11 protein-coding genes, 18 tRNA genes and 3 rRNA genes are annotated in these 19367 nt (G+C 41.8%); 4 read left to right on the plus strand and 28 right to left on the minus strand.

Annotation, left to right across the window (positions count from 1 at the left end; genetic code table 11):
• Positions 1 to 330: 330 nt before the first annotated feature.
• From MHB55_RS16775 to MHB55_RS16880, 22 genes are all read right to left on the minus strand, one after another.
• Positions 331 to 412: transfer RNA gene (locus MHB55_RS16775), tRNA-Leu, on the minus strand.
• Between the two features lie 31 nt (positions 413 to 443).
• Positions 444 to 517: transfer RNA gene (locus MHB55_RS16780), tRNA-Cys, on the minus strand.
• A 6-nt stretch (positions 518 to 523) separates the two neighbouring features.
• Positions 524 to 598, minus strand: a tRNA-Gly gene (locus MHB55_RS16785).
• A gap of 6 nt (positions 599 to 604) precedes the next feature.
• A tRNA-Gln gene (locus MHB55_RS16790) sits at positions 605 to 676 on the minus strand.
• Position 677: 1 nt separating this feature from the next.
• Positions 678 to 753 (minus strand) — tRNA-His (locus MHB55_RS16795).
• Between the two features lie 35 nt (positions 754 to 788).
• Positions 789 to 864: transfer RNA gene (locus tag MHB55_RS16800), tRNA-His, on the minus strand.
• 25 nt (positions 865 to 889) lie between these two features.
• A tRNA-Trp gene (locus tag MHB55_RS16805) sits at positions 890 to 963 on the minus strand.
• Between the two features lie 9 nt (positions 964 to 972).
• A tRNA-Tyr gene (locus tag MHB55_RS16810) sits at positions 973 to 1056 on the minus strand.
• A 9-nt stretch (positions 1057 to 1065) separates the two neighbouring features.
• Positions 1066 to 1141 (minus strand) — tRNA-Thr (locus MHB55_RS16815).
• A 4-nt stretch (positions 1142 to 1145) separates the two neighbouring features.
• A tRNA-Phe gene (locus MHB55_RS16820) sits at positions 1146 to 1221 on the minus strand.
• Between the two features lie 22 nt (positions 1222 to 1243).
• Positions 1244 to 1319, minus strand: a tRNA-Asp gene (locus tag MHB55_RS16825).
• 3 nt (positions 1320 to 1322) lie between these two features.
• Positions 1323 to 1399, minus strand: a tRNA-Met gene (locus tag MHB55_RS16830).
• 146 nt (positions 1400 to 1545) lie between these two features.
• Positions 1546 to 1621 (minus strand) — tRNA-Val (locus tag MHB55_RS16835).
• A 22-nt stretch (positions 1622 to 1643) separates the two neighbouring features.
• Positions 1644 to 1718 (minus strand) — tRNA-Glu (locus tag MHB55_RS16840).
• Positions 1719 to 1747: 29 nt separating this feature from the next.
• Positions 1748 to 1839 (minus strand) — tRNA-Ser (locus MHB55_RS16845).
• 6 nt (positions 1840 to 1845) lie between these two features.
• A tRNA-Asn gene (locus MHB55_RS16850) sits at positions 1846 to 1920 on the minus strand.
• Positions 1921 to 1928: 8 nt separating this feature from the next.
• Positions 1929 to 2044, minus strand: a 5S ribosomal RNA gene (rrf, locus tag MHB55_RS16855).
• A gap of 91 nt (positions 2045 to 2135) precedes the next feature.
• A 23S ribosomal RNA gene (locus tag MHB55_RS16860) occupies positions 2136 to 5063 on the minus strand.
• A gap of 118 nt (positions 5064 to 5181) precedes the next feature.
• A tRNA-Ala gene (locus tag MHB55_RS16865) sits at positions 5182 to 5257 on the minus strand.
• Positions 5258 to 5272: 15 nt separating this feature from the next.
• Positions 5273 to 5349 (minus strand) — tRNA-Ile (locus MHB55_RS16870).
• Positions 5350 to 5460: 111 nt separating this feature from the next.
• Positions 5461 to 7015 (minus strand): 16S ribosomal RNA (locus MHB55_RS16875).
• Together the 16S, 23S and 5S rRNA genes with 18 tRNA genes alongside form the textbook arrangement of a ribosomal RNA operon.
• A gap of 470 nt (positions 7016 to 7485) precedes the next feature.
• Positions 7486 to 8352, minus strand: a complete 867-nt coding sequence (locus MHB55_RS16880) for a nucleotidyltransferase-like protein (protein WP_144541466.1) — start codon at positions 8350 to 8352, stop codon at positions 7486 to 7488.
• Between the two features lie 129 nt (positions 8353 to 8481).
• On the opposite strand from MHB55_RS16880, the gene MHB55_RS16885 reads away from it, so the two are divergent.
• Together MHB55_RS16885 and MHB55_RS16890 are read left to right on the plus strand one after the other, a co-directional pair.
• Positions 8482 to 8826: a YgzB family protein gene (locus MHB55_RS16885; protein WP_144541464.1), complete on the plus strand. Its 345-nt coding sequence runs from the start codon at positions 8482 to 8484 to the stop codon at positions 8824 to 8826.
• A gap of 508 nt (positions 8827 to 9334) precedes the next feature.
• On the plus strand, positions 9335 to 11020 hold the full coding sequence (locus MHB55_RS16890; RefSeq protein ID WP_340863698.1) for a methyl-accepting chemotaxis protein: 1686 nt from the start codon (positions 9335 to 9337) through the stop codon (positions 11018 to 11020).
• 36 nt (positions 11021 to 11056) lie between these two features.
• Here the strand turns inward: MHB55_RS16890 and perR are convergent, their stop codons facing one another.
• The 3 genes from perR to bcp form a co-directional block, all read right to left on the minus strand.
• Positions 11057 to 11500: a peroxide-responsive transcriptional repressor PerR gene (gene perR / locus MHB55_RS16895; RefSeq protein WP_151112951.1), complete on the minus strand. Its 444-nt coding sequence runs from the start codon at positions 11498 to 11500 to the stop codon at positions 11057 to 11059.
• A gap of 112 nt (positions 11501 to 11612) precedes the next feature.
• Positions 11613 to 12557, minus strand: coding sequence for a D-2-hydroxyacid dehydrogenase (locus tag MHB55_RS16900; RefSeq protein WP_340863699.1), 945 nt, complete (start codon positions 12555 to 12557; stop codon positions 11613 to 11615).
• A gap of 4 nt (positions 12558 to 12561) precedes the next feature.
• Entirely contained in the window at positions 12562 to 13044 is a 483-nt protein-coding gene (gene bcp / locus MHB55_RS16905) for a thioredoxin-dependent thiol peroxidase (protein ID WP_340863700.1), read from the minus strand.
• A gap of 178 nt (positions 13045 to 13222) precedes the next feature.
• Between bcp and MHB55_RS16910 the strand changes: the two genes are divergently transcribed.
• Positions 13223 to 14521 carry a glutamate-1-semialdehyde 2,1-aminomutase gene (locus MHB55_RS16910; RefSeq protein ID WP_154310031.1) on the plus strand — a complete coding sequence of 433 codons (1299 nt, stop codon included), beginning with the start codon at positions 13223 to 13225 and terminating at the stop codon, positions 14519 to 14521.
• 26 nt (positions 14522 to 14547) lie between these two features.
• Entirely contained in the window at positions 14548 to 15630 is a 1083-nt protein-coding gene (locus MHB55_RS16915) for an FUSC family protein (RefSeq protein ID WP_144541452.1), read from the plus strand.
• A 57-nt stretch (positions 15631 to 15687) separates the two neighbouring features.
• On the opposite strand, the gene MHB55_RS16920 is transcribed toward MHB55_RS16915, so the two are convergent.
• The 3 genes from MHB55_RS16920 to MHB55_RS16930 all read right to left on the minus strand — a co-directional run bounded on the left by MHB55_RS16920 (position 15688) and on the right by MHB55_RS16930 (position 19343).
• The gene (locus tag MHB55_RS16920) at positions 15688 to 16581 is read right to left on the minus strand and encodes an ABC transporter permease (protein WP_225216176.1); all 894 of its coding nucleotides are present in this window, start codon (positions 16579 to 16581) and stop codon (positions 15688 to 15690) included.
• A gap of 23 nt (positions 16582 to 16604) precedes the next feature.
• Positions 16605 to 17609 carry an ABC transporter permease gene (locus MHB55_RS16925; RefSeq protein ID WP_340863701.1) on the minus strand — a complete coding sequence of 335 codons (1005 nt, stop codon included), beginning with the start codon at positions 17607 to 17609 and terminating at the stop codon, positions 16605 to 16607.
• 123 nt (positions 17610 to 17732) lie between these two features.
• Positions 17733 to 19343, minus strand: coding sequence for an ABC transporter substrate-binding protein (locus tag MHB55_RS16930; RefSeq protein WP_151112943.1), 1611 nt, complete (start codon positions 19341 to 19343; stop codon positions 17733 to 17735).
• Between the last annotated feature and the right edge of the window lie 24 nt (positions 19344 to 19367).

The raw sequence follows: 19367 nt of genomic DNA on the forward strand, positions 1-19367 counted from the left end.
GATGCATTCTCAATTCATGGATTAAGATATTTGCATGCTAGTGTACATATGTATAATAAAGTATTAATTTAGTAAGTAAGTGATCGTATAGGACATAAAGACATTGAAATGACTCTCAAGGGATTATTCTAATGAAATAAAAGAACTGAGGATAGAAGATGAGAAAGCTTGTGACGTCTGTGTAAGACATAAGTAAAAAAATTAAAATCAATGGAAACTATTAAAAAATAATCATGAATGAGAATATAAAAAAAGCTTACAAAAGCTGCGGTAACAGCATTCATAAGCTTTAGTCAAAATATCAAATTGTAAGTGATATTTCATAATAGATACCGGTGGTCGGGGTCGAACCGACACATCCGAAGATACGGGATTTTGAGTCCCGCGCGTCTGCCAATTCCGCCACACCGGCATAATGAAGGCAGTAAATACTTTTTAAAAATTGGAGGCGGCAACCGGATTTGAACCGGTGATAAAGGTGTTGCAGACCTGTGCCTTACCACTTGGCTATGCCGCCTTAATTTGGAGCGGAAGACGAGGTTCGAACTCGCGACCCCCACCTTGGCAAGGTGGTGTTCTACCACTGAACTACTTCCGCAAAAAACTGGGGTACCTGGATTCGAACCAGGGCATGACGGAATCAAAATCCGTTGCCTTACCGCTTGGCTATACCCCAATGGGGCGACCGATGGGAATTGAACCCACGAATGCCGGAATCACAATCCGGTGCGTTAACCACTTCGCCACGACCGCCACAGAATAAAAAAAAGAGCTAACTAAAAGGAATATGGGGCGACTGATGGGAATTGAACCCACGAATGCCGGAATCACAATCCGGTGCGTTAACCACTTCGCCACAACCGCCATTATTCAAAGTTAACTTATTATTTGGCAGGGGCAGTAGGAATCGAACCCACATCAAAGGTTTTGGAGACCTCTATTCTACCGTTAAACTATGCCCCTATTAAAAACTGGTGGAGGGGGACGGATTCGAACCGCCGAACCCTAAGGAGCGGATTTACAGTCCGCCGCGTTTAGCCACTTCGCTACCCCTCCACTGGTGAGTGGTGCCGGAAAGAGGACTTGAACCCCCAACCTACTGATTACAAGTCAGTTGCTCTACCAATTGAGCTATTCCGGCATAATGGTGGCTCAGGACGGAATCGAACCGCCGACACAAGGATTTTCAGTCCTTTGCTCTACCGACTGAGCTACTGAGCCACATATGTATTTTAAAGATAAATGGCGGTCCCGACCGGGATCGAACCGGCGATCTCCTGCGTGACAGGCAGGCATGTTAACCGCTACACCACGGGACCATTTGGTTGCGGGGACAGGATTTGAACCTGTGACCTTCGGGTTATGAGCCCGACGAGCTACCGAACTGCTCCACCCCGCGACAATAAGAAAGTGTTGAAATTTAAATCAACTACGCAATTAGTGAATTTTACGTCTTCCACGCTACGCTTGCGTCGACGTTAATCGCTTTCTTCGTGAAACGATTTGCTCCACCCCGCGACAATAATAAGTGTTGAAAATTTATAATGGTGGAGGATGACGGGCTCGAACCGCCGACCCTCTGCTTGTAAGGCAGATGCTCTCCCAGCTGAGCTAATCCTCCATAATGCTGGTTTTAATTTAAATGGTGACCCCTACGGGATTCGAACCCGTGTTACCGCCGTGAAAGGGCGGTGTCTTAACCGCTTGACCAAGGGGCCATTATATTTATGTAAAGAAGAAATCTATCTGGCGGAGAGCAAGGGATTTGAACCCTTGAGACAGTGTTACCCGTCTACACGATTTCCAATCGTGCTCCTTCGGCCACTCGGACAGCTCTCCTAGAAATGGCTCCGAAGGTAGGACTCGAACCTACGACCGATCGGTTAACAGCCGATTGCTCTACCACTGAGCTACTTCGGAATAATATCGCCTAGCGACGTCCTACTCTTGCAGGGGGAGACCCCCAACTACCATCGGCGCTGAAGAGCTTAACTTCCGTGTTCGGTATGGGAACGGGTGTGACCTCTTCGCCATCATCACTAGACTTGTCGGCTTTCAATACAAGTTGTATGGAAACCCTACTGAGTTGTTCACTCAAAACTGGATAAAAGACATCATTAATGGAAACAAACAATTTGGTTAAGTCCTCGATCGATTAGTATTCGTCAGCTGCACGTGTCGCCACGCTTCCACCCCGAACCTATCTACCTCATCGTCTTTGAGGGATCTTACTTACTTGCGTAATGGGAAATCTCATCTTGAGGGGGGCTTCGTGCTTAGATGCTTTCAGCACTTATCCCGTCCACACATAGCTACCCAGCGATGCCCTTGGCAGAACAACTGGTACACCAGCGGTGTGTCCATCCCGGTCCTCTCGTACTAAGGACAGCTCCTCTCAAATTTCCTACGCCCACGACGGATAGGGACCGAACTGTCTCACGACGTTCTGAACCCAGCTCGCGTACCGCTTTAATGGGCGAACAGCCCAACCCTTGGGACCGACTACAGCCCCAGGATGCGATGAGCCGACATCGAGGTGCCAAACCTCCCCGTCGATGTGGACTCTTGGGGGAGATAAGCCTGTTATCCCCGGGGTAGCTTTTATCCGTTGAGCGATGGCCCTTCCATGCGGAACCACCGGATCACTAAGCCCGTCTTTCGACCCTGCTCGACTTGTAGGTCTCGCAGTCAAGCTCCCTTCTGCCTTTACACTCTTCGAATGATTTCCAACCATTCTGAGGGAACCTTTGGGCGCCTCCGTTACACTTTAGGAGGCGACCGCCCCAGTCAAACTGCCCGCCTGACACTGTCTCCTACCCGGGTTACGGGTATGGGTTAGAATTTCAATACAACCAGGGTAGTATCCCACCGACGCCTCCTCCGAAGCTGGCGCTCCGGGCTCTAAGGCTCCTACCTATCCTGTACAAGTTGCACCAAAATTCAATATCAAGCTACAGTAAAGCTCCACGGGGTCTTTCCGTCCTGTCGCGGGTAACCTGCATCTTCACAGGTACTATAATTTCACCGAGTCTCTCGTTGAGACAGTGCCCAGATCGTTACGCCTTTCGTGCGGGTCGGAACTTACCCGACAAGGAATTTCGCTACCTTAGGACCGTTATAGTTACGGCCGCCGTTTACTGGGGCTTCAATTCGCACCTTCGCTTGCGCTAAGCACTCCTCTTAACCTTCCAGCACCGGGCAGGCGTCAGCCCCTATACTTCACCTTACGGTTTTGCAGAGACCTGTGTTTTTGCTAAACAGTCGCCTGGGCCTATTCACTGCGGCTCTTCTAGGCTATACACCCAAAAGAGCACCCCTTCTCCCGAAGTTACGGGGTCATTTTGCCGAGTTCCTTAACGAGAGTTCTCTCGCTCACCTTAGGATTCTCTCCTCGACTACCTGTGTCGGTTTGCGGTACGGGCACCTCCCACCTCGTTAGAGGCTTTTCTTGGCAGTGTGAAATCAGGAACTTCGGACTAAGTCCTCGCCATCACAGCTCAATGTTACAGAGTGCGGATTTGCCTACACTCACACCTCACTGCTTGGACGTGCATAACCAACAGCACGCTTACCCTATCCTACTGCGTCCCCCCATCACTCAAACGGTGGGGTGGTGGTACAGGAATATCAACCTGTTGTCCATCGTCTACGCCTATCGGCCTCGACTTAGGTCCCGACTAACCCTGAGCGGACGAGCCTTCCTCAGGAAACCTTAGTCATACGGTGGATGGGATTCTCACCCATCTTTCGCTACTCATACCGGCATTCTCACTTCTAAGCGCTCCACCAGTCCTTCCGGTCTGACTTCAACGCCCTTAGAACGCTCTCCTACCACTGATACCAAAGGTATCAATCCACAGCTTCGGTGATTTGTTTAGCCCCGATACATTTTCGGCGCAGCGTCACTCGACCAGTGAGCTATTACGCACTCTTTAAATGATGGCTGCTTCTAAGCCAACATCCTGGTTGTCTAAGCAACGCCACATCCTTTTCCACTTAACAAATACTTTGGGACCTTAGCTGGTGGTCTGGGCTGTTTCCCTCTTGACTACGGATCTTATCACTCGCAGTCTGACTCCCAAACATAAATCATTGGCATTCGGAGTTTGTCTGAATTCGGTAACCCGGGATGGGCCCCTAGTCCAAACAGTGCTCTACCTCCAAGATTCTAACGTTTGAGGCTAGCCCTAAAGCTATTTCGGAGAGAACCAGCTATCTCCAGGTTCGATTGGAATTTCTCCGCTACCCACACCTCATCCCCGCACTTTTCAACGTGCGTGGGTTCGGACCTCCAGTAAGTGTTACCTTACCTTCATCCTGGACATGGGTAGATCACCTGGTTTCGGGTCTACGACCACATACTCATTCGCCCTATTCAGACTCGCTTTCGCTGCGGCTCCGTCTTCTCAACTTAACCTCGCATGTAATCGTAACTCGCCGGTTCATTCTACAAAAGGCACGCCATCACCCGTTAACGGGCTTTGACTATTTGTAGGCACACGGTTTCAGGGTCTATTTCACTCCCCTTCCGGGGTGCTTTTCACCTTTCCCTCACGGTACTGGTTCACTATCGGTCACTAGGTAGTATTTAGCCTTGGGAGATGGTCCTCCCGGATTCCGACGGAATTTCACGTGTTCCGCCGTACTCAGGATACACTCTGGAGGGAATGAATTTTGGACTACGGGGCTTTTACCCTATCCTGCGGACCTTTCCAGGTCGCTTCATCTAACTCATTCTTTTGTAACTCCGTATAGAGTGTCCTACAACCCCAAGAGGCAAGCCTCTTGGTTTGGGCTCTTCCCGTTTCGCTCGCCGCTACTCAGGGAATCGAATTTTCTTTCTCTTCCTCCAGGTACTTAGATGTTTCAGTTCCCTGGGTGTGTCTCAGATGCGCTATGTATTCACGCAAATGTACTGCCCCATTACGGGCAGTGGGTTTCCCCATTCGGAAATCTCCGGATCGAAGCTCACTTACAGCTCCCCGAAGCATATCGGTGTTAGTGCCGTCCTTCGTCGACTCCTAGTGCCAAGGCATCCACCGTGCGCCCTTATTAACTTAACCTAAAAGTTAAAAGTACTACACTTGCAATCACGTAAGTGATCACAATTTGAATATCTTGCGTTTGTTTCTTTTTTTGATGTCGTTTTATCCAGTTTTCAAAGAACAATTATATTTTTAATGGTGGAGCCTAGCGGGATCGAACCGCTGACCTCCTGCGTGCAAGGCAGGCGCTCTCCCAGCTGAGCTAAGGCCCCGAAATTAAAAAGGTATGGTGGGCCTAAATGGACTCGAACCATCGACCTCACGCTTATCAGGCGTGCGCTCTAACCAGCTGAGCTATAGGCCCTCTTTGAATTTCCATATCTATTAAAAATGTTAATATAAATATGAACATTCAAAACTGAACTGCAAAACGTTAAGATACAGATAAAAATCTGTATTCCGAATATATCCTTAGAAAGGAGGTGATCCAGCCGCACCTTCCGATACGGCTACCTTGTTACGACTTCACCCCAATCATCTGTCCCACCTTCGGCGGCTGGCTCCCAAAAGGGTTACCCCACCGACTTCGGGTGTTACAAACTCTCGTGGTGTGACGGGCGGTGTGTACAAGGCCCGGGAACGTATTCACCGTGGCATGCTGATCCACGATTACTAGCGATTCCGGCTTCATGTAGGCGAGTTGCAGCCTACAATCCGAACTGAGAACGGTTTTATGGGATTAGCTCACCCTCGCGGGGTTGCGACCCTCTGTACCGTCCATTGTAGCACGTGTGTAGCCCAGGTCATAAGGGGCATGATGATTTGACGTCATCCCCACCTTCCTCCGGTTTATCACCGGCAGTCACCTTAGAGTGCCCAACTGAATGCTGGCAACTAAGATCAAGGGTTGCGCTCGTTGCGGGACTTAACCCAACATCTCACGACACGAGCTGACGACAACCATGCACCACCTGTCACCGCTGTCCCCGAAGGGAAAAGCCTATCTCTAGGCCGGTCAGCGGGATGTCAAGACCTGGTAAGGTTCTTCGCGTTGCTTCGAATTAAACCACATGCTCCACCGCTTGTGCGGGCCCCCGTCAATTCCTTTGAGTTTCAGTCTTGCGACCGTACTCCCCAGGCGGAGTGCTTAATGCGTTAGCTGCAGCACTAAGGGGCGGAAACCCCCTAACACTTAGCACTCATCGTTTACGGCGTGGACTACCAGGGTATCTAATCCTGTTTGCTCCCCACGCTTTCGCGCCTCAGCGTCAGTTACAGACCAGAAAGCCGCCTTCGCCACTGGTGTTCCTCCAAATCTCTACGCATTTCACCGCTACACTTGGAATTCCGCTTTCCTCTTCTGCACTCAAGTCCCCCAGTTTCCAATGACCCTCCACGGTTGAGCCGTGGGCTTTCACATCAGACTTAAAGGACCGCCTGCGCGCGCTTTACGCCCAATAATTCCGGACAACGCTTGCCACCTACGTATTACCGCGGCTGCTGGCACGTAGTTAGCCGTGGCTTTCTAATGAGGTACCGTCAAGGTACGAGCAGTTACTCTCGTACTTGTTCTTCCCTCACAACAGAGTTTTACGATCCGAAAACCTTCTTCACTCACGCGGCGTTGCTCCATCAGACTTTCGTCCATTGTGGAAGATTCCCTACTGCTGCCTCCCGTAGGAGTCTGGGCCGTGTCTCAGTCCCAGTGTGGCCGATCACCCTCTCAGGTCGGCTACGCATCGTCGCCTTGGTGAGCCGTTACCTCACCAACTAGCTAATGCGCCGCGGGCCCATCCTGTAGTGACAGCGAGATGCCGTCTTTTAACATTCCCCCATGTGAGGAAATGGATTATTCGGTATTAGCCCCGGTTTCCCGGAGTTATCCCAATCTACAGGGCAGGTTGCCCACGTGTTACTCACCCGTCCGCCGCTAAATCAGAAGAAGCAAGCTTCTTCATCATTCGCTCGACTTGCATGTATTAGGCACGCCGCCAGCGTTCGTCCTGAGCCAGGATCAAACTCTCCATAATAGCTGGCTGGCGATACACAGCGCATTGCGTTGTCAGCTTCGCTTACTCGGTCAGTCACGTACGTTAGTACGCTCCTTTTCTCGCTCACTCGCTTCCTAGCACTGCACTACGTCTCGTCAACCAGAAAAAATAGAACTAGTTTAAAAGCTCATTTTGTTTTGCTGGCATCATCATTAAATGATGTCAAAAATTGTTTTGCGTCAATACAACCGAAGTTGTTTGAAGCTATATGTCTTAACGTTTTGCATGTTCAGTTTTCAATGTTCATTTTTGCGTTGTCGTTTTTTGCGACTTCTCTAATTTATCACCATTCAACTGGCTAGTCAAGAAGTTTTTTAAAAAACTTTTTTTATTAATTTTCTGCTGTTTTTTAATTCGTTTTTGACGACGCTTATTATAATACCGCATATTTAATGTATATGTCAACAAAAAACGAGCATTTTTTTATTTCGTTTTTTGTTGACCTTTTTTTACTCTTTAACTTTGTAGTATCTATGCAGAATATGGCTGCTTTTAGTAGGTTGTTTTTCTATTAGAATTAATCCTTTATCGACCAAGAATTCTATAAATACTTCAAGGTCAACGGAATAGTTTTTTAATTCCTCTTGTTCATGAATCTCTTGTATCGTCCAATACTCTTTAGAAGAAAGTACTTCGATTATATGCCGTGCCCCATCCTTTGTTCTTGAATGAATTAAGAAGTCACTCGCTAAAAATAAAAGTTCTAATCTTTTCTCTAATGTTTCTCCACTCGACACTAACTCATCGTACAATTTATATATAGAAGGATCTAATTGCTTTACTTGCTTCCACACCATAACCTCCGGGTGCATCCCCTTTTCAATAATAGCTAATCTAGCTAGATGATGCAGTGAGTTTACAATATGATTATAAGCATCTAGATAATTTAATTGCTCAAAGAATACTTTAGCTTGCATATAGCTTCTACTAAGCTTTGCAAATTCTATTCCCATTCTTACATTTCGGCCGTTTACCGGGAAATCCTGTAATTCCTTTTTAAGGTTTTCTACATATTCATTTCGATCAAATATTACTCTCCCATTGATCATCCAGCCCACTAACTTAGGATTGGCTCCTACTATAAACCATTTTCTAATTTGTTTTTCCGTAATAATATGCAATGCTGCCTTTTTGTCGTTATACGTATAATGCTTAGTAAAAACCGGAATAGGAGAATCTTTAGTTATAATGAACAATATGGAATCAAAGGTATCAGTAATAGGACTGACTTCTTCTATTTTTTCTATTAATATTATGCCTAATGTATTTGAATCACTGGCTCTTTCTTGATAGATAGGTCTTAACAACGCTTCCAATGTGAAAGCCTCCTTTATTAACTTATGTATTATTCTTCGACAATAATTTGATATTTCCTCTTTAAACTTTAATAACATTCCTTTATAAAAAAATATGTTATAGTGTAGGTATAATTAGGAGGCTAAAAAATGAAACCCTATAAAAACAAAATAAATCGAATTCGTTCCTTTGCTCTTGGTTTAATATTCTTTGGCTTTATTATCATGTACGGGGCTATCTTCTTTAGAGAGAACGCTATCTTAGTAACAATATTTATGACACTTGGGTTACTTTCTATTATTGGAAGTACAGCTGTATATGGATGGATAGGTTTATTATCTACTAAAGCCGTTCAAGTAGTATGCCCCAACTGTGGAAAACACACGAAAGTTTTAGGACGAGTAGATATGTGTATGTATTGCAAAGAACCACTTACATTGGATCCTACTCTTGAAGGTGAAGAATTTGATATTAGCTACAATAGAAAGAAATAATCCCTGCACTTTGCTTTTAAGCAAAGTGCTTTTTTATATTAACATAGTATACTCATATAGAGTGAAATGAAACGAAGTCTTCTTTCTCTACTCTCCATATTGCAAGCATCGCATTATTAGCATCATCATGATAACCAGCACCTCTGTTTCTTAGAAGATATAGAAACTCCTCACTTTTTAAATTAGCCAACACTAATCAATTGGAATGGATATCGACGATTTCTTACTATGTATTGTAAATCAAAATAATTTTCCCCATTTACTCTGCGTACCTTTCCTATTTAGGTTAAATAAAATAGTCTAGGTGGCTTTGAGAACTAATTTCTCCATTTGTTTAGGCAGTCATCGACCTTGTACTATTCCCGTGTTTAATTACCTATACGTATCAATTATTTTTCACTTTATTGTATTGTTTTATTTTTAATAATAAAATTAATCAAAATATTTGTAGTTGACGGATAATTAATACTACTTTAGACTTAAAGCGAAAGAAGTGGAGGGTACCATTATGTCTATTAGAAAAAAACTGAACTTTTCCTTTTTATCTATTTTCTTTTTATTACTTATCACTTTAGGGGTAACATTCCTACAATTACTATCTATTGAAGAAAAATTTGATTATGCATTAGATAATCGTGTACAACAACAGCTCTTAACGGACGATATTCAAACAGAGCTTGGTATGCAAGGACTTTACATAAGAGCTATGATTTTAAATAATACAGATAAGGCAAAGGACTCCTTAGTTATGCATCAAGATTTGTTGAATGAGGCAATTCTAAATTTAGAAAATTTGGCTTCATCAGACACAATGAAGGGCTATTTGAGTGATATCCATAAACATAACGACGCGTTTAACACTGCTGCTACAGAAGCTATGGACGCATTAAACAAGGGAAACAAAGACAGTGCGTTACAAATAGTAAATAATGACGCTCAAATAGCAAATGAAGGTGTTTTAGCCACAGCACTCAAAATAAATGAATATCAAGAAGGTCAATTAAAGGTAATTACAGATGAGACTAAACAGGTAGTCAAAAATACAATTATTTTTAGTCTGGCGATACTTGCTATTAGTATTATGGTCGCTTCTGGAATTTCTATATTTATAAAAAAATCCATTACTATTCCTCTTGTGAAAGTAGCAAGGGCAACTGAGATTATAGCGAATGGTGACTTAACAGCACCTGATATTAATAGCCAAGCAAAGGATGAAATAGGTGATCTAGCTAAATCCTTTAATAAAATGAAATCTAACCTGAAAGATCTAATCATTAGCTTACATGAAAATGCCAATCATTTATCGAGTGTATCTGAGGAGCTTTCTGCTAGCACAGAGGAAGTGACCATTGCGTCTACGGATGTGGCAAATCGTGTGGAAATGACTGCCGAAGGTGCACAAAGCTCTGCAAGATCTGCCAAAGAAAGTGCGACTGCTATGGATGAGACTGCTGCCGGAGTGCAACGTATTGCTGAATCTACCCAAATTTTACATAGCAATGCATCAAACACAATTGAGTTTGCTAGTAAGGGTGAAGAAATATTAAAAACAGCCAAAGAACAAATGCAACTGATTTATGATTCATCTAATGAAACGAATCAGCTTATTAAAAAATTAAGTGAGCAATCCCTTGAAATTGAGAATATCACAAAAGTTATTACAGCTATCTCTGAGCAAACAAACTTACTTGCCTTAAACGCTGCTATTGAAGCTGCTCGAGCAGGAGAACATGGAAAAGGATTTGCAGTAGTTGCCGATGAAGTAAGGAAACTTGCTGAGGAATCTAAACAGTCTGCTAGCCAAATAGTATCCTTAATTATAGAAATTCAAAAGGATACAAAAAATGTGGAAAAATCCGTTTTGGTCGGACTTCAAAATGCTGAAGAAGGTGTGGAAGTAATTAACGAGGCCAATACTTCCTTCCTATCAATTGCTAGCTCCATTGAGCAAGTTACCTACCAGATAGAAGATATTTCAGCTACATCTGAGCAAATCTCAGCAAGTGCTGAAGAAGTTGCAGCATCAGTAGCTGAAATTGCCAGCCATACGATAGAAGCATCCTCCCAGACCGAAATGATCTCTGCTGCTGTAGAGGAACAGACAGCAACCATGCAGGAAATCAACACAGTGGCGCAGGACTTAACAGAAAAAGCAGTGTATTTAGAACAACTTATTGGCCGCTTTAAAATTTAGACAAAATAAAAACCGAGCGAATATACGCTCGGTTTTTTATTGGACTTTAGTTGCTTGTTCCTTACATGTAGGACACGAACCGTAAATCTCCATTCGGTGAGAACTAACATCAAAACCGGTCAAATGAGAGGCAAGATGCTCTACTTCATCTAATCCTGGATAATGGAAGTCAACTATTTTACCGCAAGAATTACAAATCATATGGTAGTGGTCATTTGTGATGAAATCAAAACGACTTGAATTATCGCCATATGTTAATTCCTTTACTAAGCCCGCTTCTCTAAACACACGTAAGTTGTTATAGACAGTAGCAACGCTCATGCTGGGAAATTTACTTTCAAGCGCTTTATATATATCGTCCGCAGTGGGATGTGACATAGATTGAATAATAAATTCCAGAATCGCATGGCGTTGAGGCGTTATACGTACACCGGTTGATTTCAATGTATCCAAAGCGTCTCTTAAATGTACTTCCGTCATCGCTATGCACCTCTCTTTATAATCATTATTAAATGATAAGTTTATAATAAGTATAAAGAAGAAATACTATCGCTGTCAAATTTTTCGACTATTAACATAGTATTAATACACTTTAGTATCCTCGTGAAACGTCTATAACATTTTCAAAATTGCTTTCTTCATTTAAGTAGATAGTTAAATTTCTAGAGAAAATTTCAAGTGCTCTCACCACATATTGAGAGGAGTGACTAGAGATATGTGGGGAGATGATTACATTTGGCATACTCCAAAACGGATGATCACTTTCAAGTGGTTCCTTTGCAAAAACGTCTAATACAGCATAGGCTATACAATTATCCACCAAGGCTTGTTTCAAATCCTGCTCTTTCAATAAGTCCCCACGTCCGTAATTCATAAAAATAGCACTCTCTTTCATAGATTTGAAGTGCTCGTATGTTAACAGTCCTCTCGTTTCTTCAGTGCTAGGAAGTATGGAGATTACTATATCAGCTTTTGGTAATACCTCTTTTAATGACTTGAAGGATACCATCTCATCCATATAAGATGCTGTTTTTCCACTACGATTGCAACCAATTGTGTGTACTCCAAATGCTTGTAACAGTCTTCCTACTTCTCCCCCAATTGCACCCGGCCCTATTATTAATGCTGTTGATCCATAAAGTTCCGATGAGGGAACTCTTTTCGACCATTCTGCCTTTTTCTGATTTTCAGCTATGAGAGGCAGGGACTTTTTAATAGAAAGTATATGAGCCAAAATGGATTCGGCCATAGGTGTTTTATGAATACCTCTCACATTTGTGAGAAGTATGTTCCTTTGGGCTATTTCTTGTAAAGGCATTTTTTCTAAACCTGCTGAGGCAACCATAACCCATTTCAGTTTTTTAGCACCTTCTATATGTGAAGGTTTAAGGTCCTCCCCATACGTCACAAAAACACTAGCTGTTTTAAGTTCATTCTCATTTAAGCCCTTATGGAAGATAAAATCTACTTGGGGAAAGCGATTGATCAAGCTTAATCGCTGCTCCTCCTTCGGTAAAAAGGAAAATAATATTTTCATCTATTTATTCACCAGCTTTTACTAAGGATTTTAATGTATGTAGCACTTCTTCTACGTGATCTTTTACTTTAACCTTTCTCCACTCCTTCACCACTGTCCCAGTTGGATCGATCAAAAAGGTTGTACGTTCAATTCCCATATATTCTTTCCCAAAGTTTTTCTTCAATGCCCATACTCCGTATGCCTCTGAAACTTCATGAGTATCATCGATCAATAAAGAAAAAGGTAGTCCATGCTTTTCTATAAATTTTGTATGTGCCTTCTCACCATCTGCACTTACTCCAAGAATAACTGCATTTAAATCAGAAAAATCTTCATAGGCGTCTCTAAACTCACATGCTTCCGTCGTGCAGCCCGGTGTGGAGTCTTTAGGGTAAAAGTACAAAATGACATACTGCTTTCCAGCAAAGTCTTCCAATGATACGACTTCACCCTTTTCATTTTTTAATGAAAATTTAGGTGCGGCCACTCCTTCTAATTGTTCCATCAAAATCCCTCCTCTAATATTAGTTATATCGTAACGAACTTTATAAGTATGTTCAATTTCTTTAGCCTTTTTCCTCTTATTTGTCTAAAATATTAAAAGTAACCACTATGACTAGAAGTTTTAGGAAAGACAAGTTATAATTTTCATCTTACATACATTCAATAATGGAGGTAGAACATTGAAACATACACAATCTGAACAAATACAGGTACATGCATTAGAACATATCGTTGGAGGAGTAAACAGCCCTTCCCGCTCCTATAAAGCAGTTGGAGGCGGAGCACCTATTGTCATGGAAAGAGCAGAAGGTGCATACTTCTATGATGTAGATGGAAACAAGTATATCGATTACTTAGCAGCCTACGGTCCTATTATAACCGGACACGCTCATCCGCATATTACAGAAGCTATTACAAAGGCGGCCCAAACAGGCTTATTATATGGTACCCCAACAAAGCATGAGGTTACATTCGCTAAAATGCTAAAAGATGCTATACCTTCAATGGATAAAGTGCGCTTTGTTAACTCAGGGACGGAAGCAGTAATGACTACAATACGAGTTGCACGTGCCTATACAGGAAGAACAAAAGTAATGAAATTTGCTGGCTGCTATCACGGGCACTCTGATTTAGTTTTAGTTGCAGCAGGCTCTGGCCCAGCAACTCTTGGAACTCCCGATTCTGCCGGAGTACCTCAATCTATCGCAAAAGAAGTTATAACGATTCCATTCAATGATCCTCAGGCATACAAGGATGCTATGGAAAAGTGGGGTTCTGAATTAGCCTGTATTTTAGTGGAACCTATTGTAGGTAATTTTGGAATGGTGGAGCCTAATGAAGGATTTTTAGCGCTAGTTCACGAAATTGCAAAAGAAAAGGGAGCTCTTGTTATCTATGATGAAGTAATTACAGCATTCCGCTTCCATTATGGAGCTGCATCTACTATGCTTGGCCAAATACCGGACTTAACTGCATTGGGTAAGATTATTGGCGGTGGACTTCCGATTGGTGCATATGGCGGTAAGAAAGAAATTATGGAGCAGGTAGCACCACTTGGACCTGCTTATCAGGCTGGAACAATGGCTGGTAATCCTGCGTCAATGCAAGCAGGAATTGCTTGTTTAGAAGTTCTTCAGGCTCCCGGTTTATATGAAGAGCTAGATAGATTAGGTGCATTGTTAGAGAAAGGAATTTTAGATGCAGCTAAGAAAAATAATATTACAATTACAATCAATCGCATAAAAGGTGCACTTTCCGTTTATTTTACCGATGTAAAGGTTGAAAACTACGAACAGGCAGAAGCTAGTGATGGTGAGATGTTCGCTAAATTCTTCAAGCTTATGCTTGAGCAGGGTATCAATCTTGCACCTTCTAAATACGAAGCTTGGTTTATTACTACAGCTCACACAGAAAATGATATAGTAGAGACAATTAATGCTGTAGACAATGCTTTTGCTCAACTAAATAAATCAAAGTAATAAGGTTAACGAAAGGATAGGATGGAATGAAATTAGGCGCACGCATATTTAAAACTGGAGTTGCTATAGTATTTTCCTTGTTTATAGCTGAACTACTTCAGCTTCCTAGTCCTGTCTTTGCAGGAATAGCAGCAATTTTTGCGATACAACCATCTATCTATAGATCCTACTTAACCGTTATTGAACAAATACAATCTAACCTAATTGGAGCAGCTATAGCAGTCATTTTTGCATTAGTTTTTGGCAATCATATTATTGCTGTTGGCTTTGCTGCAATTGTCGCCATTTCCATCATGCTCAAATTTAAGCTAGAAAAAACTGTTTCGTTAGCATTAGTTACTGTGATAGCTATTATGGAGATACAAAGCGATGAATTTTTAACCTTTGCACTGATTCGATTTTGTACCATTCTCGTTGGGGTAATTTCAGCCTTTGTCGTAAACCTAGTATTTCTTCCACCTAAATTTGAGACAAAGCTTTTTAACTCTATTCATTACACACAGGATGAAATTATAAGATGGATTAGAATCGCTTCCAGAAACGCGGCCGATCATCAGTCTAGTAAGCAGGCAATAAGTCAGCTAAAAGGTAGACTAGAACGAATCGATCAAATATACTCCTTTTTTAAGGAAGAAAGAGTATATACAAAAAAAGCAACACATTCAAAAGGTAGAAAAGCAGTCGTTTATCGCGAGCTCATCGAGATTTCATACAATAGCTTAGAAGTATTAAAAAGATTGCATCTCCATGAAAATGAATTAAATGACCTTCCAGAGCATTTTAGAATGATGATAACAGAAAGATTAGATTCGCTTTTGACTTATCATGAGCAGCTCCATTTGAAATTTATTGGCAAGCTTAAAGCAGATCATATGGAATGGCACGGTCCAGAGGCATTTATTCAAAGACAAGAGGTTATGAATATATTCGTCCAACAAATTGCCTTAACCCAAATAGAGGAGGAGTTCTCTACGTACCATCTCCTGCATTTACTTTCTTCTATTTTAAAATATGAAGAACAGCTAGAGCATGTGGATAAGCTCATAACTGCTTATCAGAACTTCCACAGTAAGGAATTAACTGTACAGATTGAGGAAACTCCTTATTAAAACTAAAAAACACGTATCTCCATTTGGCAATAAGTGCCATTAGGAGATACGTGTTTTTTAGTTTTTCATTCTTGGATCCAATGCATCCCTTAAGCCATCACCCATAAGGTTAAAACCAAGGACTGTTAGCATGATAGCAAGTCCTGGGAAAATCATTGTCCACGGTGCTGTTCGGAGGTGGTTTCGTGCATCCGCAAGCATCTTGCCCCACTCAGGTGTTGGTGCCTGTGCTCCCAAGCCTAAGAAGCCTAGTGCGGCAGCCTCTATAATTGCAGAAGCAATGGCCAAGGTTCCAGCCACAATAACAGGTGCCATAGAGTTAGGTAAAATATGCGAGAAAAGGATACGAAAATCCTTCATACCAATTGCCTTAGCAGAGGTTATGTATTCCTCTTCTTTAATACTTAAAACTTTTGATCTGATGAGTCGTCCGAAGTTAGGAATGTTGATAATTGCAATCGCAATCAAAGCATTTTGCAAAGAAGGACCTAACACAGAAACTACTGCAATCGCTAGAAGAATGCTAGGAAAAGCAAGTAGAATATCAAAGATACGGGAGATAATCATGTCAACCCATTTCCCATAGTAGCCGGCTACTATTCCCAATATACTTCCTATAATGACAGAGCCGATTACTGAGGAAAAACCTACCCATAGAGAAATTCTAGCCCCATGCACAATTCGAGAGAATATATCTCTTCCAAAATCATCCGTGCCAAACCAAAACTGGCTAGATGGTGCTAAAAGTCGATGTTTCGTCATGGATTGTTCATCAATACCCTGTGGGACCAGAAAAGGTCCTATTAGTGCGACTACTATAAAGAAAAATACGATAAAAGTGCCGACAAGTGCCACCTTGTTTTTCCGGAAACCTCTCCACGCTTCTTTCCAAGGACCAGCTGATATGTCCTTTTCGGTAGCCAATAAATTATCCGGTGCTTTTGGAACCATTTGGGTCATCATCATCTCTCCTTTTAGTCATACTTGATGCGTGGATCAATTAATCCATATAAAATATCAACGAATAAATTGATCATAACGAATATAAAAGCAACTACTAATATTCCAGATTGAATAACAGGGTAATCACGGAACTGAATGGCATCGTAAATATAGCGACCAATTCCCGGCCATCCAAAGATGGTTTCTGTCAATATAGCTCCTCCTAAAAGTAAGCCCATTTGAAGACCGATTACTGTTAATACTGGAATGATGGCATTTTTCAAAGAATGCTTATATACTACCCAAAACATTTTTTGGCCTTTAGCTCTTGCTGTTCGTACATAATCCGCTCTCATAACCTCTAGCATACTAGATCTAGTCATTCGAGCAATAATAGCCATTGGAATAGTAGCCAAGGCAATACTAGGTAATAACAAATGCTTGAGAACAACACCAAGCTGATCAAAACGGCCATTAATAATAGTATCAATTACATATAAGTTGGTGACTGCTGAAACTGGGTCTCTTGCTTCCTGCCTCCCACCTGTTGGAAGCCAGTGTAATTCTACGGCAAAAATCCATTGCTCCATTAACCCCAACCAAAATATTGGCATCGAAACACCTATTAAAGCTAGTACCATTGCTAAGTAATCGAACCAAGAGTTCTGGAACCATGCAGATATAATTCCCGCGTTTACCCCTATAATAACTGCTATTAGAATTGCAAAGAACGCTAGCTCAAACGTAGCAGCAAGATACGGCCATATTTCAGAAGCTACTGGCTTAACAGTTCGCATCGCCTCACCAAGATCACCTTGAAGAAGACCAAATAAATAATCAAAATATTGCACATACCAAGGATTATTTAAGCCTAGGCTTTCTCTTAGTGATTCAATAGCATCCTTAGAAGCTAATTGTCCCAGAATAACCTGTGCTGGATCACCTGGGATAGCACGAATAATCATAAAAACTAAAAAAGTCATACCAAGCAATACTGGTATAAGCTGCAACAGCCTCTTTCCAATATAGTGAAGCATGTTTTTTCACCCTCTTCATCTTAAAATATGAAATACAAGCTTCTCTCTTTGACCTGACAATTAAAATACTTCTTATCCTTTAAAAGAGGAAGGAATCAAGAAGATTCCCTCCCCCATCAGTCTTTACTTAAAGTCAACGTTTCCTAATTTGTCTGAGCCAGTTGGATGTGGTGTGAAGCCTGTCAATTCTGCTTTACCAGCAAGTAATGGTGTTGAGTGAGCAAGTGGAACCCATGGTGCATCTTCAAATATTATTTCTTGAGCTTGTTTATATAATTCAATACGTTTGTTTTCGTCTACCTCTGATTGTGCTTCGATTAGAATTTCGTGTAATTGGTCATTGCTATAGTACGTGTAGTTATTACTTTCGATATTATCTTTGTCTAGCAATACATAAAGGAAATTATCCGCATCCCCGTTATCACCAGTCCATCCAAGTAAGAAAGCATCAGCTTCTCCTAAACGAGCTTTTTCTAAATATGTTGCCCATTCATAAGAAACGATTTTTGCATTGATGCCTACTTTTTCTAAGTTATTTTTAATTGCTTCTGCGACCTTTGCTCCGTCTGGCATATAAGGTCTTGGAACCGGCATAGCCCATAGCTCCATATCAAAGCCATCTGCTAATCCAGCTTCTGCTAAAAGTTCCTTTGCTTTTTCTGGATCATATTCGTAACCAGGAATATCGTTATTGTAGCCACTAATAGAAGAAGGCATAGGGTTTTTAGCGATTTCAGCTCCGCCCTCAAAGAAAGCATCTACAATTGCTTGCTTATCGATAGCATAATTCATTGCTTGGCGTACTTTTACGTTGTCAAAAGGCGGTCTAGTATTCGTTAGACCTAAGTAACCAACGTTCATGGACGGGCGCTCATACAGTTGTAGAGTAGAATCACCCTCAACTGTTTTACGATCAGACGGATTTACTCCATCAGCCAAATCAATGTCTCCAGCTAGTAGGTTGTTTAAGCGTGCTGCGTTATCCGGAATAGCACGGAATACAACTTTATCAAGCTTAGGCATACCATCTACCCAGTAATCTTCATATTTTTCAATTGTAATGGAATCATTTCGTTTCCATTCTACGAATTTGAATGGACCTGTTCCTACTGGATTATCTCCAAATTTCTCTTCATCTTTTTCAAATGCCGTTGGGCTTGCTATTCCGAATGGACTCATAGCAATATTTTTTAAGAAAGGAGCTTGTGGACGTTTAAGTTTAAATACTACTGTGTAATCACCATCAGCAGTAACTGACTCAATTACATGTCCTTCATCGCCTGCATATCCTCCAAACATAGAGCCATAGTAATAGAATTTTTCCTCTGAGCCATTAGCCCAGCGTTCAAAGTTTTTCACAACAGCCTCAGCATTAAAATCTGTACCGTCGTGAAATTTAACTCCTTCTTCTAAAGTAAATGTATAAGTTAAACCGTCATCAGATGTTACCCATTCTTTGGCAAGGCCTGCTTGAATAGTAGTATCTTCTTCACCAAAATTTAATAGTGTTTCAAATACATTTTGTGTAACTTTAAATGATTCACCGTCAGTTACTATAGCAGGATCTAGAGAAACAGAGTCTCCCCCTCGACCAAACACTAATACTTTATCCCCTGATGATGAGGAGGATTCTCCTTTTTTATCTCCTCCGGTTTCATCACTTGAACAAGCAACAATTGTAAAAGCAGCAAATATCATTAAAAACATAAAAGACAATAATTTCTTTTTTCTCACATGGACCCCTCCAAATTTATATTA

This window comes from Psychrobacillus sp. FSL K6-1267, from assembly GCF_038003265.1.
GTDB lineage: Bacteria > Bacillota > Bacilli > Bacillales_A > Planococcaceae > Psychrobacillus > Psychrobacillus faecigallinarum.

What these genes read in the sequence shown, in the direction of transcription:
- MHB55_RS16885 (WP_144541464.1), top strand. Translation starts at nt 8,482, where the DNA reads ATGAAACCCTATAAAAACAAAATAAATCGAATTCGTTCCTTTGCTCTT.
- MHB55_RS16890 (WP_340863698.1), top strand. Translation starts at nt 9,335, where the DNA reads ATGTCTATTAGAAAAAAACTGAACTTTTCCTTTTTATCTATTTTCTTT.
- perR (WP_151112951.1), bottom strand. Translation starts at nt 11,500, where the DNA reads ATGACGGAAGTACATTTAAGAGACGCTTTGGATACATTGAAATCAACC.
- MHB55_RS16900 (WP_340863699.1), bottom strand. Translation starts at nt 12,557, where the DNA reads ATGAAAATATTATTTTCCTTTTTACCGAAGGAGGAGCAGCGATTAAGC.
- bcp (WP_340863700.1), bottom strand. Translation starts at nt 13,044, where the DNA reads ATGGAACAATTAGAAGGAGTGGCCGCACCTAAATTTTCATTAAAAAAT.
- MHB55_RS16915 (WP_144541452.1), top strand. Translation starts at nt 14,548, where the DNA reads ATGAAATTAGGCGCACGCATATTTAAAACTGGAGTTGCTATAGTATTT.
- MHB55_RS16920 (WP_225216176.1), bottom strand. Translation starts at nt 16,581, where the DNA reads ATGGTTCCAAAAGCACCGGATAATTTATTGGCTACCGAAAAGGACATA.
- MHB55_RS16925 (WP_340863701.1), bottom strand. Translation starts at nt 17,609, where the DNA reads ATGCTTCACTATATTGGAAAGAGGCTGTTGCAGCTTATACCAGTATTG.